Below are 16506 nucleotides of genomic sequence, written 5' to 3' on the forward strand. Positions count from 1 at the left end.
TGCGTCATTCGGCCCGTGCGGCGTTTGAGGACGAGCACGGCCGTCCCCAGCCCCCACCCACCCGGAGGGGGCTTGGCCTTGCGGCGCCGACCTCGCTTCTCGGCGCCGGTCGGCATCTCTCAGCCTGTCCGGCGTTTGAGGACGAGGCCCGTTCAGGGCCGATGCGGGGGTCTGGGGGCCGTAGGTCCTCAGGAGGGCGGGGTCGAAGGGGCGGTAGCCCCTGGGGGATGGGACGGGTAGGGGCGGCGGGGGCGAGGCCGGGGCCGGCACGCGCCCCGCCGAACCGTCCCTCAGGACGCCGTGGGCGACTCCGCGCCCGTGATCCCCTGCGCCGCCATCCGCGAGGACAGCGCGGTGTTGAAGCGAGTGAGGAGCGTGCAGAACGCCTCGCGCTCCTCCGGGGCCCAGTCGTGTGTCAGCTCGGCCATCAACTGACGCCGCGACGAGCGCACTTCCTCCAGCCGCGACTGCCCGCGCGGGGACAGCTGAAGCACCACGGCCCGCCCGTCCTCGGGGTGCGAGGTGCGCTTGACGAGTCCGGTGTCGACGAGCGGCGCGACCTGCCGGGTGACCGTCGACGAGTCGATCCCCATACTCGCGGCGAGCGCCTTGACGCCCATGGGGCCTTCCTTGTCGAGGCGGTTGAGCAGCAGGTATGCGGCTCGGTCCATGGAGTTGCGCACCTGCCCGACCCCACCGAGCCGGGTCTGTTCGGCACGACGGGCGAACAGCGCCACCTCGTGCTGCAGCGTGTCGAGGAGACCGCTGTCAGCGACGGTCGACATGTCCATCGACATTTCAGGTGTTGTGGGCATGGCCGGGGGCTCACTTCATGAAGGGGGTGCTGGGTTGGGGGACAGGGTACGCGGCCCGGACGCGGGCTGTACCGGCGCTGCGCAAACACATCTCGGTGCTTGGTCACACCAGGGCGTCGCGCCTGTGAACTGCGAGACTTGAGTCATGAGCTACAGCACGGCTGACTCCTTGCCGCCCGTCACCCTCGACGACGTGCGCGGCGCCCAGAAGATGCTGACGGGCGTGGCGCGGGTGACGGCGATGGAGGGCAGCAGGCACCTGTCCCAGCTGGTGGGCGCGCCGGTGCACTTCAAGTGCGAGAACCTCCAGCGGACGGGATCCTTCAAGCTGCGCGGCGCGTATGTGCGGATCGCCGGGCTGCTGCCGGAGGAGCGGGCGGCGGGTGTCGTGGCCGCGAGCGCCGGCAACCACGCGCAGGGCGTCGCCCTGGCGTCGGCGCTGCTCGGCGTGCGCTCCACGGTGTTCATGCCGAAGGGCGCCCCGCTGCCGAAGATCAGCGCCACCCGGGACTACGGCGCCGAGGTGCGCCTGCACGGCCAGGTGGTCGACGAGACGCTGGCCGCCGCGCAGGAGTACGCGGCCGAGACGGGCGCGGTGTTCATCCACCCCTTCGACCACCCCGACATCATCGCGGGCCAGGGCACGGTCGGCCTGGAGATCCTGGAGCAGTGCCCGGAGGTGCGGACGATCGTCGTCGGCATCGGCGGGGGAGGGCTCGCCGCGGGTATCGCGATGGCGGTGAAGACGCTGCGGCCGGACGTGCGGATCGTGGGTGTGCAGGCGGCGGGCGCGGCGGCGTACCCGCCCTCGCTGGCGGCCGGCCGCCCGGTCGCGGTCGACAACCCGGTGACGATGGCCGACGGCATCAGGGTCGGCCGGCCCGGTGACGTGCCGTTCCGGATCGTCGGTGACCTGGTGGACGAGGTCCGCACGGTCACCGAGGACGAGCTGGCCACCGCCCTGCTGCTCTGCCTGGAGCGGGCCAAGCTGGTCGTGGAACCGGCCGGGGCGAGCCCGGTCGCGGCACTGCTGAGCGACCCGGCCGCCTTCGAGGGCCCGGTCGTCGCGGTGCTGTCCGGCGGCAACGTCGACCCCGTGCTGCTCCAGCGCGTCCTGCGGCACGGCATGGCCGCGCAGGGCCGCTACCTGGCCGTACGGCTGCGGCTGACGGACCGGCCGGGCGCGCTCGCCACGCTTCTCGGGGTGTTGTCAGTGGTGGACGCTAACGTCCTCGATGTGAGCCACGTACGGACCGACCCACGGCTCGGGCTCACGGAGGCGGAGGTCGAGCTGCACCTGGAGACGAAGGGCACGGCGCACTGCGTCGAGGTCGGCCAGGCCCTGCGCGAGGCGGGTTACACGGTCATCGGCTGAGGTCAGGCCCCTCTTCGTCACTCGTTCGAGTAAGTTCATTGAGAGACGCGATACATCGCGTTATGGTGTGTCTGTATTGCATGGCAGTAATCCCCAACGACGTGGAGACTCATATGCCAGGCGCCATCTATGCCGAAGGCCTGGTGAAGACCTTCGGTGACGTAAGGGCTCTGGACGGCGTCGACCTCGATGTTCCCGAGGGCACGGTCCTCGGCCTGCTCGGGCCGAACGGCGCGGGCAAGACGACGACCGTCCGCTGTCTGACCACCCTGTTGCGTCCCGACAGCGGCTCGGCGGTCGTCGCGGGCATCGACGTCCTCAAGCATCCCGACGCCGTGCGCCGCTCCATCGGCCTGTCCGGCCAGTTCGCGGCGGTCGACGAGTACCTCACCGGCCGCGAGAACCTGCAGATGGTCGGCCAGCTCTACCAGATGAAGGCGAAGGCGGCGAAGGCCCGCGCGGCCGAACTGCTGGAGCAGTTCGATCTCGCCGACGCCGCCGACCGCCCCACGAAGACCTATTCCGGCGGCATGCGCCGCCGCCTCGACCTCGCGGCCGCCCTGGTGGTCTCACCGCCCGTGATGTTCATGGACGAGCCGACGACCGGCCTCGACCCGCGCAACCGTCAGCTGCTGTGGGAGGTCATCAAGCGACTGGTCTCGGGCGGTACGACCCTGCTGCTGACCACCCAGTACCTCGAAGAGGCCGATCACCTCGCGCACGAGATCGCGGTGGTCGACCACGGCCATGTCATCGCCACGGGCACCTCCGACCAGCTCAAGGCCCGCACCGGCGGCGAGCGCGTCGAGGTCGTGGTGCACGAGCGCGAGGACATCCAGTCCGCCTCCGAGGTGCTCCGCGGCTTCGGCAAGGGCGACACCACGGTCGAGGACCACATGCGCAAGCTCACCGTGCCCGTGACCGGGGGCGCCAAGCTCCTCGCCGAGATCATCCGCGAGCTCGACACCCGCGGCATCGAGATCGACGACATCGGACTGCGCCGCCCGACCCTCGACGACGTCTTCCTGTCCCTGACAGGACACGTGGCCGAGGTGAAGGACGAGGAGAACGGCAAGGAGACCGTCAAGTGAGTGCTCTCGACGCCGTGCGGGTCGCACCGGCCGCGAACCCGGTCAGCCAGTCCTTCCGGGACTCGATGGTCGTCGCGAAACGCAACCTGATCCGGATGTCCCGGATCCCCGAGATGATCATCTACGGGCTCATCCAGCCGATCATGTTCGTGGTGCTGTTCACCTACGTCTTCGGCGGCTCCATGCAGATCGGGGGCAGCACCAGTGCCGTCGACTACAAGAACTTCCTGATGGCGGGCATCTTCGCGCAGACCGTCACCTTCGCCACCGCCAGCTCCGGCGCGGGCATCGCCGACGACATGCACAAGGGGCTCATCGACCGCTTCCGCTCCCTGCCCATGGCCAGGGGGGCGGTGCTCACCGGGCGTACCTTCGCCGACCTCGTCCAGACCGCCCTGACCCTGGTCGTCCTGGCCGTGGTCGCCCTGCTGGTCGGCTGGCGGATCGGGTCGGACGGAAACACCAACGCCGGCCGGGTGCTGGGGGCCTTCGGGCTGCTGCTCCTGCTCGGGTACGCGTTCACCTGGATCGGCGCCCTGATCGGCATGTCCGTCCGTACTCCCGAGGCGGCCACGTCCAGCGGACTGATCTGGCTCTTCCCGGTCACCTTCATCTCGAACGCGTTCGTGGACACCAGCCATATGACCCCGTGGCTGCGTCACGTCGCCGACTGGAACCCCTTCAGCGCCACGGTCCAGGCCTGCCGCGAGCTCTTCGGCAACCCGGGGGTCTCGCCCTCGGACGCCTGGCCCATGCAGCACCCGGTCTGGGCCTCGCTGATCTACTCGGTCCTGATCATCGCGGTGTTCCGGACCCTCGCGGTACGGAAGTACCGCTCGGCGACGGCGTGAGGGACGAAACCCCTGGCGTGACGAAGCCCCCGGCGCCGCATGGGCGCCGGGGGCTTCGTCAAGGACATGCCGGGCGGGGTCGGCCGCCGTGCCGTCCGGGTCAGCCGCTGTAGGGCTCGGCCTTCAGGATCTTCACCGAGGCCTTCTTGCCGTTCGGCAGCTCGTACTCCGCGTCCTCGCCGACCTTGTGGCCGATCACGCCGGAACCCAGCGGGGACTGCGGGGAGTACGTCTCGATGTCGGCGCTCGCGTATTCGCGTGAGGCGAGCAGGAAGGTGAGCGTGTCGTCCTCGTCACCGTCGAAGGCGATCGTCACGACCATGCCGGGGGCCACCGCACCGTCCGCCGAGGCCGGCGCCTCGCCGACCTTGGCGTTCTCCAGGAGCTGGGTCAGCTGGCGCACGCGGAGCTCCTGCTTGCCCTGCTCCTCCTTGGCCGCGTGGTACCCGCCGTTCTCACGCAGGTCGCCCTCCTCGCGCGCGGCCGCGATCTTGGCGGCGATCTCCGTACGCGCAGGACCAGACAGGTACTCCAGCTCGGCCCTGAGCTGGTTGTACGCCTCCTGGGTCAGCCAGGTGACGTTCTCGCTGGTCTGGGTCACAGGTGCTCCTCGTAGGTACTGGGAATACAAAGCATCGCCCTACCCAGAAGGATGTTCCTTCACGGATGGGCGAAACCACGAGCCTAACAATTCAATGCCCGAAGGGGGAGGACATAAGCCATCAGAATCACGTCAACGCAGGTCAGGGCCTATGGATTCCGGGCGAATCCGGTCGGTGTCGACCACGGGCGGTCGGTTCCGGACGCGGTTCGGTCGTCGGTCGGTCGTGAGCCGGTCGCGGATCCGCCGGAGGTCCGTCGGGGGTCCGTCGCGGGCAGGCCGGGAGGGTCAGTCGGCGTGGCAGCCGAGCAGCTCGGCCGTCGTCCCCTGGGACGTCGTACGGAGTGTGACGACCTTGTCGATCCGGGTGGCGTCGCCGTCGAAGCGGAAGTCGGCCCGGCCGACCTCGGCGCCGCTCTCCGCCTGGGAGCGCAGCGTGCAGTAGCCGGAGGCGCCGGCGTCCTTGCGGACCTCCAGGTGGACCTTCACCGCGTCCTTGCCGGCGTCGAACTCGATCACCTCGGCGCTGATCTTGTTCTGGCCGACGTAGTGGTAGCCGAAGTAGCCGACCAGCGCCAGCAGGGCCACCCCGAGGGCGGCGCCGACGACCTTGAGCGTGCGGTCGGAGCGCGCGTCCGAGGAGCGGCCGTAGCGGCCCTCGGGCAGCCGCGTGCTCGCCATGCTCATGATCGTCCTCTCGGCAGGGGCGGGACGGATCTCCCAAAAGGGGCCTGCGTGCCGTACCCCGGAATTATCCGCCCCCCGATTCGGTCACTATAGAAGCCGCCGATCGCACCGGTTCACACCGGGCGCCGACTTATGAGGATTGAGTCTTGACTGACCAGTTGCGACTGATGGCCGTCCACGCCCACCCCGACGACGAGTCGAGCAAGGGCGCGGCCACGATGGCGAAGTACGTGTCCGAGGGGGTGGACGTGCTGGTCGTGACCTGCACGGGCGGGGAGCGCGGCTCCATCCTCAATCCCAAGCTGCAGGGCGACAAGTACATCGAGGAGCACATCCACGAGGTACGCAAGAAGGAGATGGACGAGGCCCGCGAGATCCTCGGGGTCAAGCAGGAGTGGCTCGGCTTCGTCGACTCCGGCCTGCCCGAGGGGGACCCGCTGCCCCCGCTCCCGGAGGGCTGCTTCGCCCTGGAGGACGTCGACAAGGCGGCCGGTGAGCTGGTGAAGCAGATCCGTCGCTTCCGTCCCCAGGTGATCACCACCTACGACGAGAACGGCGGCTACCCGCACCCCGACCACATCATGACCCACAAGATCTCGATGGTGGCGTTCGAGGGCGCGGCGGACACCGAGAAGTACCCGGAGGCGGAGTTCGGGCCCGCGTACCAGCCGCTCAAGCTCTACTACAACCAGGGCTTCAACCGCCCGCGCACCCAGGCGCTGCACGACGCGATGATCGCGCGCGGTCTGGAGTCGCCGTACGGGGACTGGCTCAAGCGCTGGGACGAGTTCCAGCGCGCCGAGCGCACGCTCACCACGCATGTCCCGTGCGCCGACTTCTACGAGATCCGCGACAAGGCCCTGATCGCGCACGCCACCCAGATCGACCCGGACGGCGGCTGGTTCCGCGTGCCGATGGAGCTCCAGAAGGAGGTCTGGCCGACGGAGGAGTACGAGCTGGCGAAGTCCCTCGTCGATACCTCCCTCCCCGAGGACGACCTCTTTGCGGGCATCCGCGACAATGCCTGACATGAGCGCAAGCGCAAGCCTGGCAATGACACACCTCACCACCCTCGCCAAGGAGGTGGACGAGGACAAGGTCACCCCCGGCGTCCTCGGCTTCATCGTCTTCGCGGTGATGGCGTTGGCGGTGTGGGGCCTGATGAAGTCCATGAACCGCCACATGAGCAGGGTCGACTTCAAAGAGGCCCCGGACCCGAAGGCGGACGCCGGGAACGCCCGGGACACCTCGGCCTCCGGCTCGGCGAAGCCGTAGCAGGGCTCACCGGGCGGGTGCACGTACGCCGTACCCGTCGGCGAGCGCGGGCGGCGTCTTCGCGGGTACGGTCCGTCACCCACAGGTGTGACGGACCGTACGGTCCGCGCGTCTACGTCCCGGCCGCGACGCCCACCCCCATCACCTCCCGCGCGTGGCGGTTGGGCACCATGCCGAGTCGCCAGGCCTGCCAGCCCTCCTCCAGGTTCACCCCGCGCTCCAGCAGGAGCAGATACGCCTCGACGTAGTCGCTCAGCTTTCCGTCCCGCAGCTCGTGCCCGGCGCGGCCCAACCGGGTCAGCTCCTCCTGTGCCACCGCCGTCCCGACCTCGACACCGCCCGGCGCCGCGTACGGCAGCAGCGTGCAGCGCAGGAAGCGGGCCCAGTCCTCGCCCCTGCGGTCGCCGTAGGACACGAACAGAGCGACCGCGTCCTCGCACAGGGTCAGCGCCTGCTGCGTACGGGCGTTCCCGGCGTCCACCACCGCCAGCTCCAGGCACGTCCATGCCTCGCCGTGGGCCACGCCGATGCGCTGGAAGTCGGCGCGGGCGTCGACCAGGAGCTGGCGCGCGAAACCGGAGTTGCGCAGGGAGCCCGTCTGGGCCGCCCGCTGGTCCCGTGTCACCCGCGCCGAGTGGTGCCGGGCGCACGCCAGGCCGTACACGTCCCGCATCCGGGAGAACATCGTGCGTGAACGTTCCAGCTCCCGTACCGCGAGGTCCAGGTTGCCCGTCTCCTCCAGGGCCTGGCCCAGGTAGTAGACGGACCATGCCTCGCCGCGCGCGTCCTCGTTGTCGCGGTGGTGGGAGGCCGCCTGGCGCAGGCCGTCCACCGCGGGGGACGGGTCGCCGGCGACCAGGCGGGCGCGGGCGAGCTGGGTCATCGCCCACGCCTCGCCCCGGGCGTCGCGGGTACGGCCGTACAGGTCCAGGGCCGTGCGCAGCTCCGACTCCGCGCGCGGTACGTCGCCCATGCGCAGGCCCAGCTGACCCAGCTGGAAGTGGGCCCAGGCCTCGCCGTGGATCGACTCGCCATCGCGGTGCAGGGCGAGGGAGCCGGTCAGCAGGTCCAGTGACTCGCGGACGCGGCCGCGGTCGCGTTCCACCGCCGCCAGCGCGTGCATCGTCCAGGCGCGGTCCGTCGCCAGAGCGGGCGCCGACTGCAGGTCCAAGGCCTCGCGGAGTTTCGTCGCCGCCTCGGTCAGGTTGCCCTGGTGGTGGAGGGTGATGCCGAGGGAACACAGGGCCCGGGCCGCGCCCGCGTCGTGATGGGCCTCCATGTAGAGGTCGACCACCGAGGTCAGGGTCGTGCGGGCCTTGTCGAGTTCGCCGAGCTGGCGGGCCGCGATGCCCGTACGCCACTGCACCGAGCGCACCAGCAGGCCCTGGTCCACGGCCTGCGCGAGCTCGCTGATCTCGCCGAGCCGGTAGAGGTCGCCGCGCAGCAGGCAGTAGTCGCACAGCGCGCCCAGCAGGTTCAGGACCGCCGCCTGGTTCACGTCCTCCGCGTGCCTGAGCGCCGCCGTGATGAAGCTCGACTCGTCGTCCAGCCAGCGCAGCGCGTCGTCCAGCGAGGTGAAGCCGTGCGGGCTGAAGCGGTCCGAGCGGGTCGACATGTTGCCGTCGACCAGGCGAAGCACCGAGTCGGCGAGGTCGGCGTAGTTCACGATCAGCCGCTCCTGCGCCGCCGTACGCTCCGCCGGGTCCTCCTCGTCGAGGAGGCGGGCGTGGGCGAAGGCGCGGACCAGGTCGTGCAGGCGGTAGCGGTTGCCGCGGACGTGGTCGATCAGGCCCGCATCGGACAGGGCCACCAGGTGGCGGGTCGCCTCCGCCTCGTCGGTGGCCAGCAGCGCCGCCGCCGCTGCCGCGCCCAGCGATGCCCGGCCCGCCAGCGCGAGCCGGCGCAGCAGGCGCCTCGCCGACTCCGACTGGTCGGTGTAGCGCAGCCACAGCACCCGCTCGACCGGCTCCACCGGGCCGTACGCCCCCAGGTCCGTCGCCAGCGTGCGCGGTGATCGCGGCCCCAGTGCCGAGCCCGCGATGCGCAGCGCCAGCGGCAGCCCGCCGCACAACTCCCTTATCCGGTCCGCGGATTCGGCGTCGTAGGGACCCGAGGAGTCCTGCGCCGCCGCGCTCAGTAGCTCCTCCGCGCCGGCCGCGTCCAGCGACCCCACCGGCAGCTGATGCACCCAGGCGGCGAGATCCGCGGGCAGGTCGAGGGGCTCGCGTGCGGTGACCAGGACCAGGCTGTCGCAGCGCTCGGGAACGAGGGTGCGGACCTGCTCCGGGTCCGAGGCGTCGTCCAGTACGACGGTGACCGGGAGGCCCGCGAGGTGCTGGTGGTAGAGCTCGGCGAGCCGCTTGACCTGCTGCTCCGCAGATGAACGCTCGCGGAACAGGAGCTGCTCGCGCGGGGCGCCCAAACGGTTCAGCAGATGCAGCAGCGCGTCCCGGGTGGACAGCGGCGCCTCCTCGGCGGTGTCGCCGCGCAGGTCCACCACGCACGCGCCGCGGAACTGGTCCTTCAGGTCGTGGGCCGCGCGGACCGCCAGTGCCGTACGACCGCTGCCGGGCGACCCGTGCAGGACCACGACCGTCGGCTTCGTCTCCGTACTCGCCCGCGCCGCCTGCACCCACTGCCGGATGCGGGCCATCTCCTGCCTGCGGCCCGCGAACGGTCCCGTCGGCTCGGGGAGTTGCCCGAACGACTGCGCCAACAGGTTCCGCCCACGGGCGGCGGCGCTCTTGTCGGCGCCCTTCAGCCGCGGCCCCGTCTTCTTCGGGCCGGTGGACGCGCTCAGCACCCGCTGCTGGTCGAGGAAGGGACGGATGCCCCGTACCTCCAGCGCCGTCAGCCACTGCAGCCGCAGCTGTTCCGGGCCGCCGGGCTGGCCCACGGCACCCGCGCGATGGTGCGCGGCCGGCAGATGCGTGCCGGCCACCTTCACGACCGTCGCCGCCGCGCCCACGACACCGACGGTCACGCCCGCGCCCACCGCGGTGCCCGTGCCCGTGCCGAGCGCCAGGTCGGTGACGACGGCGGCGAGCGCCGCGACGCCCGCCACCATCAGCGGCGTACTGCCGCTCTCCCGCGCGAACCGCTGCCCGAACGTCAGCCGGCCGGCCTCCGCCTCGTCCAGCGCGCGCGTATACGCCTCGTACTCCTCGGCCGCCGACTGCGCCATGGCGTCCAGCGCCCCACGCGCCCGTGACAGCAGCACCTGCCCGTCGGTGCGCCCGCCCGAGCGCCGCACTTCCTCCTCCACGGCCCGGACCAACAGCCGCTCGGCTTCCGCCCGATGGCTGTCTCGCATGTCACGTCCCCCTCCGGCGGCAACGGCGTTCTTGGTCAAGTGTGCTGCGGATGGCGCGTTGTGGGGAGAGGGGCGGGTGGTCGGGGGACGGGGAAGCTCGACGTCACCGTCTCGGGGACGCCTGCCGAGTGACGGACGGGGTACTGCGGCAGGATGGACCTCATGCCGAACCGACTGGCTCACGAGACGTCCCCCTACCTGCTCCAGCACGCGGACAACCCCGTCGACTGGTGGCCGTGGTCGGCCGAGGCCTTCGAGGAGGCACGCAAGAGCGGTAAACCGGTCCTGCTCAGCGTCGGCTACAGCAGCTGCCACTGGTGTCACGTGATGGCCCACGAGTCCTTCGAGGACCAGGAGACCGCCGACTACCTCAACGCCCACTTCGTCAGCGTCAAGGTCGACCGCGAGGAACGCCCCGACGTGGACGCCGTCTACATGGAGGCCGTCCAGGCGGCCACCGGCCAGGGCGGCTGGCCCATGACCGTCTTCCTCACCCCCGACGCCGAGCCCTTCTACTTCGGCACGTACTTCCCGCCCGCCCCCCGGCACGGCATGCCGTCCTTCCGGCAGGTGCTGGAGGGCGTCCGCAGCGCCTGGACCGACCGGCGGGACGAGGTCGCCGAGGTCGCCGGGAAGATCGTGCGGGATCTCGCCGGGCGGGAGATCTCCTACGGCGGCACCGAGGCACCCGGTGAGGAGGAGCTCGCGCAGGCGCTGCTCGGGCTCACCCGGGAGTACGACCCGCAGCGCGGCGGGTTCGGGGGCGCGCCCAAGTTCCCGCCGTCCATGGTGATCGAGTTCCTGCTCCGGCATCACGCGCGGACCGGGTCCGAGGGCGCGCTGCAGATGGCCCAGGACACCTGCGAGCGGATGGCCCGCGGCGGGATCTACGACCAGCTCGGCGGCGGGTTCGCGCGCTACTCCGTCGACCGTGACTGGATCGTGCCGCACTTCGAGAAGATGCTGTACGACAACGCCCTGCTGTGCCGGGTGTACGCCCACCTGTGGCGCTCCACCGGCTCGGAGCTGGCCCGCCAGGTCGCCCTGGAGACCGCCGACTTCATGGTGCGGGAACTGCGTACCGCGGAGGGCGGGTTCGCCTCCGCGCTCGACGCCGACAGCGACGACGGGACCGGCAAGCACGTCGAGGGCGCGTACTACGTGTGGACTCCGCGGCAGCTGCGCGAGGTGCTCGGCGACGACGACGCCGAGCTCGCCGTTGACTACTTCGGCGTCACCGAGGAAGGCACCTTCGAGCACGGCTCCTCCGTCCTCCAGCTCCCGCAGCGGGAAGGTGTGTTCGACGCCGAGAGGATCGCCTCCGTGAAGGAGCGCCTGCTCGCCGCGCGGGCCGACCGCCCCGCCCCCGGCCGTGACGACAAGATCGTCGCCGCCTGGAACGGCCTCGCGATCGCCGCCCTCGCCGAGACCGGCGCCTACTTCGACCGCCCCGACCTGGTGGACGCCGCCCTCGGCGCCGCGGACCTCCTCGTACGGCTGCACCTGGACGAGCACGCCCGCCTCGCCCGCACCAGCAAGGACGGCCAGGTCGGCGCCAACGCGGGTGTGCTGGAGGACTACGGCGACGTCGCCGAGGGCTTCCTCGCGCTCGCCTCCGTCACCGGTGAGGGTGTCTGGCTGGACTTCGCCGGGTTCCTGCTCGACCACGTCCTGGCCCGCTTCGCCGACGAGGAGTCCGGCGCCCTCTACGACACCGCCGCCGACGCCGAGCAGCTGATCCGCCGCCCCCAGGACCCCACCGACAACGCCGCCCCCTCCGGCTGGAGCGCCGCGGCCGGCGCCCTGCTGGGCTACGCCGCGCAGACCGGCGCCGAGCCCCACCGCGTCGCCGCCGAGAAGGCGCTGGGCGTCGTCAAGGCCCTCGGCCCGCGCGTCCCCCGCTTCATCGGCTGGGGGCTCGCCGTCGCCGAGGCCAACCTCGACGGGCCGCGTGAGGTCGCGGTCGTGGGACCGGCGATGGACGACCCCGCCACCAAGGCCCTGCACCGCACGGCACTCCTGGGCACTGCCCCGGGGGCGGTCGTGGCCGTGGGAACTCCGGAGAGTGGCGAGTTCCCGCTCCTCGCCGACCGTCCCCTGCAGCAGGGTCAACCCGCCGCTTACGTCTGCCGTAACTTCACCTGCGACGCCCCGACCACCGATCCGGACCGGTTGCGAACCGCTCTGAGCAGCTGAAACGGCAGTGTGCGCGGGGCAGTTACGCGGCCCGTGTTCGAATTGTTCACTCTCGGGGCTCGTTGTGACGAAACGAGCTCTTCATCCAAACAGCCTGCGTACTTCACAGATCCCCCCTACTGTCTACACAGTTCCGCGACAGATGTGACGTGCTGTCGCGGCAGGGGGCATTGGGGATCTGGGGGGATCTGTTGCTGACGTCTGTCTTTATAGCCGTCGTCTCGCTGGCCTTGTTCTGGATGGCGGCTTTCACCCTGTGGTGGCAGATGCACGCGTGGCGTACGCCCGAGGTGCTCGCCTCCACCCGGTTCAGCAGACCGGACGGCGGCGAGCACGTGTCGTTCTCGCTGCTGCTCCCGGCCCGGCACGAACAGGCCGTGCTGGACCACACCATCCAGCGGCTGCTGGAGTCCACACACACCGACTTCGAGATCATCGTCATCGTCGGGCACGACGACCCGGAGACCACCGAGGTCGCCGAGCGGGCCGCCGCTCGCGACCCACGGGTCCGCGTCGTCGTCGACACCCACGAGAAGAAGAACAAGCCGAAGGCCATGAACACGGCGCTGCCGCACTGCCGCGGCGACGTCGTCGGGGTCTTCGACGCCGAGGACCAGGTCCACCCGGAGCTCCTCGCCCACGTCGACCACGCGTTCCGGACGACGAAGGCTGACGTGGTCCAGGGCGGCGTCCAGCTGATCAACTTCCACTCCAGCTGGTACAGCCTGCGCAACTGCCTGGAGTACTTCTTCTGGTTCCGGTCGCGCCTGCACCTGCACGCGCAGAAGGGGTTCATCCCGCTCGGCGGCAACACCGTCTTCGTACGCACCGACGTGCTGCGGGAAGCCGACGGCTGGGACCCGAACTGCCTCGCCGAGGACTGCGACCTGGGCGTCCGGCTCTCCAGCGTCGGCAAGAAGGTCGTCGTCGCCTACGACTCCGACATGGTGACCAAGGAGGAGACGCCCGGCAGCCTGATGTCGCTGCTGAAGCAGCGCACCCGCTGGAACCAGGGCTTCCTGCAGGTCTACCGGAAGAAGGACTGGAAGCAACTGCCCACCTTCGGGCAGCGGTTGCTCGCCCGGTACACCCTCATGACGCCGTTCATGCAGGCCTTCACCGGGCTCGTCATCCCGCTCAACATCGCGATCGCGGTGTTCCTCGACGTGTCCGTGACCGTCGCCTTCATCACCTTCCTGCCGGCCGTCACCGCGCTCGTCACCTTCGTCTTCGAGGTCGTCGGACTGCACGACTTCGGCAAGCAGTACGGACTGCGCGTCCGCTTCGTCCACTACCTGAAGCTCATCGTGGGCGGTCCCTTCTACCAGGTGCTCCTCGCCGGGGCCGCCGTCCGCGCCGTATGGCGTGAGCAGCGCGGCCGCAACGACTGGGAGCTGACCACCCACGTCGGCGCGCATCTCACCACCGCCGAAGCGACCCGTGACCTCCGAGAGGACGTCCCTGCGTGACCTCCACCCTTCCCGCGGTGACCACTCCGAAGGTCCCCGCGCAGAGACAACCTGTCCCCATCGAGCGTTCGGCCAGTCGAACGAGCCCGCCGCTCCGCCTCCGCTCCTCCCGCCCCGACCTGGTCCTGTGCGGCGTGCTCCTCGTCGCGATCCTCGTCGTCCAGGGCTGGAACATCGCCGACTACCCCACCCTCAGCGACGACGAGGGCACCTACCTCGCCCAGGCCTGGGCGGTCCAGGAGGGCCGGGGTCTGGCCCACTACACCTACTGGTACGACCACCCGCCCCTCGGCTGGATCCAGATAGCCCTGCTGACCTGGATACCGGCCGCGCTCAGCCCCGAGTCGATGACCGTCGGCACCATGCGCGCCGCGATGCTCGTCATCAGCGCGGTCAGCGCGGTCCTCGTCTACGTGCTCGGGCGGCGGCTCTCCCTGCCGCGCTGGGCGGCCGGGCTCGGCATGGTCCTGTTCGGACTGTCACCCCTGTCGGTCGTCCTCCAGCGAGAGATCTTCCTCGACAACCTCGCGGTGATGTGGACGCTCCTCGCGTTCGCGCTCGCCGCCTCCCCGAGCCGCCACCTCTGGCACCACTTCGGCGCCGGGATCGCGGCCGCGACGGCCGTACTGACCAAGGAGACGATGCTCTTCGTCCTCCCGGCGGTCTTCGTCACCATGTGGCGGCACAGCCACCGCGACACCCGCAAGTTCGCCCTCACCGGCGCCGTCACGGCCTGCGCGCTGATCGGCCTCTCGTACCCCCTGTTCGCCCTGCTGAAGGGCGAGCTGTTCCCGGGCAGCGGCCACGTCTCGCTCTGGGACGGCATCAAGTACCAGATGACCAGGCCCGGTTCGGGCTTCATCCTCGACCAGGGCTCCGGCTCCCACGGCGTCCTGCGGTCCTGGCTCTACTACGACCGCGTCCTCATCCTCGGCGGCCTCGCGGGCGGCCTGCTGCTCCTGGCCACCTGGCGCTGGTCGGTCACGGCCCGGTCGCTGGCGGGACCGTCGTTCGCGGTGGTGATCCTCGCCCTGGTGGCCATGCGCCCCGACGGCTACCTGCCCGCCATGTACGTCATCCAGGCACTGCCCTTCCTCGCCCTGGTCCTCGCCGGAGGAACGGCCTCCGTCGCCCACGCCGTGCTGCGGCGATGGCGCTCCGAGGCCGAGAAGCGGTACGTCACCGGCGGGCGGTACGCCCTCGCGGCCGTGCTCGCGGTCGCCGCCGGCGCCTATGTCGTCCCGCGCTGGTACGACGGCGACCGCACCGCCGTCACCGCCGACGCCAACGCGCCCTACCAGGCCGCCTCGAAATGGCTGGCCACGGAGGTTCAGGACCCCGAGGACACCCGGGTCCTCGTCGACGACGCGCTGTGGCTGGACCTGGTGCACGCCGGGTACAAGCCCGGGCTCGGCGCCATCTGGTTCTACAAGGCCGACCTCGACCCGGCCGTGACGAAGACGATGCCGCGCGGCTGGAAGGACCTCGACTACGTGGTCGCCTCGCCGACGGTACGGCGGGACGCGGTCGACCTGCCCAACGTGAAGGCGGCGATGGAGCACTCGACGGCGGTCGCCGTGTTCGGCCGCGGCGCGGACCGCATCGAGATCCGCCAGATCCAGACAGCCTCCGGAGGCGTTCGATGAGCCAGGAACACACCGCCCCCGAGGAGCTGGGCGATCCGGCCGTGGAGGTCGCCGAGGTGGCCGAGCCGGGCGCCGTCACCATCGTCGTACCGACCTTCAACGAGTCGGCGAACGTACGGCAGTTGTTGCACCGGATCACCGAATCGGTGCCGTCCCGGCTGCCCTGCGAGGTCGTCTTCGTGGACGACTCCACCGACGACACCCCGCAGGTCATCAAGGAGGCCGCGCAGGACTGCCCGTTCCCCGTCACCGTCATCCACCGGGACGAACCGGTCGGCGGGCTCGGCGGCGCGGTCGTCGAGGGGATGAAGGCCGCCGGGTCGGACTGGATCGTCGTCATGGACGGCGACTGCCAGCATCCGCCGTCCCTGATCCCGGAGTTGGTCGCCACCGGCGAACGCGCGAACGCCGGTCTCGTCGTCGCCTCCCGGTACATCAAGGGCGGCAGCCGGGCCGGACTCGCGGGCAGCTACCGCGTGGCCGTGTCACGTGGAGCGACCTGGCTGACCAAGTCCCTGTTCCCGCGCCGGCTGCACGGCATCAGCGACCCGATGAGCGGCTTCTTCGCCATCCGCCGCAGCGACATCACCGCGGAGGCGCTCAAGCCGCTCGGCTACAAGATCCTGCTGGAGCTGGCCGTGCGGAGCCGCCCGCGCGCGGTCACCGAAGTGCCGTTCGTCTTCCAGGAGCGGTTCGCGGGGGAGTCCAAGTCCACGGCGGCGGAGGGGCGCCGCTTCCTGCGGCACCTCGCCGGGCTGCGTACGGCCGACCCGCTGGCCCGGATGGTGGTGTTCGGGCTGATCGGGCTGACCGGGTTCGTGCCGAACCTGACCGCGCTGTGGGCGTTGACGCAGGCGGGGCTGCACTACCTCCCCGCCGAGATCGTCGCCAACCAGTTCGGCGTCGCCTGGAACTTCCTGCTCATCGAGAAGCTGCTGTTCCGCGACCGCCGCCGGCACCGCCACTGGGCCGACCGCACCGTACGGTTCGCGCTGCTCGCCAACGCCGACCTGGTGCTGCGCATCCCGCTGATCGCGCTGCTCGTCGGCCAGTTCGGGCTGGCCGTACTGCCGGCCACCGCGCTGGCCCTGGTCATCACCTTCGTCCTGCGCTTCGCCGGTACGGAAGCGCTGGTCTATCTGCCGCGCAGGAGCCGCACAGCAAGGAGTTCAGCGTGAGATCCAGCC

Annotated in this window: 13 protein-coding genes; 9 read left to right on the forward strand and 4 right to left on the reverse strand. The window is 70.7% G+C overall.

Annotated features, from left to right (window positions below; genetic code table 11):
- Positions 1 to 290: 290 nt before the first annotated feature.
- Positions 291 to 797, reverse strand: a complete 507-nt coding sequence (locus ACIREI_RS24435) for a MarR family winged helix-turn-helix transcriptional regulator (RefSeq protein ID WP_403336769.1) — start codon at positions 795 to 797, stop codon at positions 291 to 293.
- 163 nt (positions 798 to 960) lie between these two features.
- Here ACIREI_RS24435 and ilvA point away from each other — a divergent pair, with 163 nt between their 5' ends.
- The 3 genes from ilvA (at position 961) to ACIREI_RS24450 (ending at position 4132) form a co-directional block, all read left to right on the forward strand.
- Positions 961 to 2190: a threonine ammonia-lyase gene (ilvA, locus tag ACIREI_RS24440; protein WP_403336461.1), complete on the forward strand. Its 1230-nt coding sequence runs from the start codon at positions 961 to 963 to the stop codon at positions 2188 to 2190.
- 113 nt (positions 2191 to 2303) lie between these two features.
- Positions 2304 to 3281 (forward strand): ATP-binding cassette domain-containing protein, encoded by a 978-nt coding sequence (locus ACIREI_RS24445; RefSeq protein WP_403336464.1) that lies wholly within the window; start codon positions 2304 to 2306, stop codon positions 3279 to 3281.
- The gene (locus ACIREI_RS24450; protein WP_403336466.1) at positions 3278 to 4132 is read left to right on the forward strand and encodes an ABC transporter permease; all 855 of its coding nucleotides are present in this window, start codon (positions 3278 to 3280) and stop codon (positions 4130 to 4132) included. The genes ACIREI_RS24445 and ACIREI_RS24450 overlap by 4 nt, the downstream gene beginning before the upstream one ends.
- A gap of 100 nt (positions 4133 to 4232) precedes the next feature.
- On the opposite strand, the gene greA is transcribed toward ACIREI_RS24450, so the two are convergent.
- Together greA and ACIREI_RS24460 are read right to left on the reverse strand one after the other, a co-directional pair.
- On the reverse strand, positions 4233 to 4733 hold the full coding sequence (gene greA / locus ACIREI_RS24455) for a transcription elongation factor GreA (protein WP_351742178.1): 501 nt from the start codon (positions 4731 to 4733) through the stop codon (positions 4233 to 4235).
- Positions 4734 to 5021: 288 nt separating this feature from the next.
- Positions 5022 to 5420, reverse strand: a complete 399-nt coding sequence (locus tag ACIREI_RS24460; protein WP_403336470.1) for a DUF4307 domain-containing protein — start codon at positions 5418 to 5420, stop codon at positions 5022 to 5024.
- 146 nt (positions 5421 to 5566) lie between these two features.
- On the opposite strand from ACIREI_RS24460, the gene mca reads away from it, so the two are divergent.
- Both mca and ACIREI_RS24470 read left to right on the forward strand, forming a co-directional pair.
- On the forward strand, positions 5567 to 6448 hold the full coding sequence (mca, locus tag ACIREI_RS24465) for a mycothiol conjugate amidase Mca (RefSeq protein WP_403336473.1): 882 nt from the start codon (positions 5567 to 5569) through the stop codon (positions 6446 to 6448).
- Positions 6441 to 6695, forward strand: coding sequence for a hypothetical protein (locus tag ACIREI_RS24470; RefSeq protein WP_403336476.1), 255 nt, complete (start codon positions 6441 to 6443; stop codon positions 6693 to 6695). Before mca ends, ACIREI_RS24470 begins: the two co-directional genes overlap by 8 nt.
- Before the next feature lie 112 nt (positions 6696 to 6807).
- On the opposite strand, the gene ACIREI_RS24475 is transcribed toward ACIREI_RS24470, so the two are convergent.
- Positions 6808 to 10008: a tetratricopeptide repeat protein gene (locus tag ACIREI_RS24475; RefSeq protein ID WP_403336478.1), complete on the reverse strand. Its 3201-nt coding sequence runs from the start codon at positions 10006 to 10008 to the stop codon at positions 6808 to 6810.
- 162 nt (positions 10009 to 10170) lie between these two features.
- Between ACIREI_RS24475 and ACIREI_RS24480 the strand changes: the two genes are divergently transcribed.
- The 4 genes from ACIREI_RS24480 (at position 10171) to ACIREI_RS24495 (ending at position 16497) form a co-directional block, all read left to right on the forward strand.
- Entirely contained in the window at positions 10171 to 12204 is a 2034-nt protein-coding gene (locus tag ACIREI_RS24480) for a thioredoxin domain-containing protein (RefSeq protein WP_403336480.1), read from the forward strand.
- Between the two features lie 191 nt (positions 12205 to 12395).
- A complete protein-coding gene (locus ACIREI_RS24485) occupies positions 12396 to 13673 on the forward strand; it encodes a glycosyltransferase (protein WP_403336483.1) in 1278 nt (425 codons plus the stop codon).
- The gene (locus ACIREI_RS24490; protein WP_403336486.1) at positions 13670 to 15319 is read left to right on the forward strand and encodes an ArnT family glycosyltransferase; all 1650 of its coding nucleotides are present in this window, start codon (positions 13670 to 13672) and stop codon (positions 15317 to 15319) included. The genes ACIREI_RS24485 and ACIREI_RS24490 overlap by 4 nt, the downstream gene beginning before the upstream one ends.
- A complete protein-coding gene (locus ACIREI_RS24495) occupies positions 15316 to 16497 on the forward strand; it encodes a glycosyltransferase (RefSeq protein ID WP_403336489.1) in 1182 nt (393 codons plus the stop codon). Before ACIREI_RS24490 ends, ACIREI_RS24495 begins: the two co-directional genes overlap by 4 nt.
- Positions 16498 to 16506 lie beyond the last annotated feature (9 nt).

Origin of the sequence: Streptomyces sp. NPDC093591, from assembly GCF_044764885.1 — a bacterium.
In the GTDB taxonomy this organism is placed as follows: Bacteria; Actinomycetota; Actinomycetes; order Streptomycetales; family Streptomycetaceae; genus Streptomyces.

Excerpts from the sequence above, each read along its gene's own strand:
- ACIREI_RS24435 (WP_403336769.1), bottom strand. The coding sequence starts at position 797 with ATGTCGATGGACATGTCGACCGTCGCTGACAGCGGTCTCCTCGACACG.
- ilvA (WP_403336461.1), top strand. The coding sequence starts at position 961 with ATGAGCTACAGCACGGCTGACTCCTTGCCGCCCGTCACCCTCGACGAC.
- ACIREI_RS24445 (WP_403336464.1), top strand. The coding sequence starts at position 2,304 with ATGCCAGGCGCCATCTATGCCGAAGGCCTGGTGAAGACCTTCGGTGAC.
- ACIREI_RS24460 (WP_403336470.1), bottom strand. The coding sequence starts at position 5,420 with ATGAGCATGGCGAGCACGCGGCTGCCCGAGGGCCGCTACGGCCGCTCC.
- ACIREI_RS24470 (WP_403336476.1), top strand. The coding sequence starts at position 6,441 with ATGCCTGACATGAGCGCAAGCGCAAGCCTGGCAATGACACACCTCACC.
- ACIREI_RS24475 (WP_403336478.1), bottom strand. The coding sequence starts at position 10,008 with ATGCGAGACAGCCATCGGGCGGAAGCCGAGCGGCTGTTGGTCCGGGCC.
- ACIREI_RS24480 (WP_403336480.1), top strand. The coding sequence starts at position 10,171 with ATGCCGAACCGACTGGCTCACGAGACGTCCCCCTACCTGCTCCAGCAC.
- ACIREI_RS24495 (WP_403336489.1), top strand. The coding sequence starts at position 15,316 with ATGAGCCAGGAACACACCGCCCCCGAGGAGCTGGGCGATCCGGCCGTG.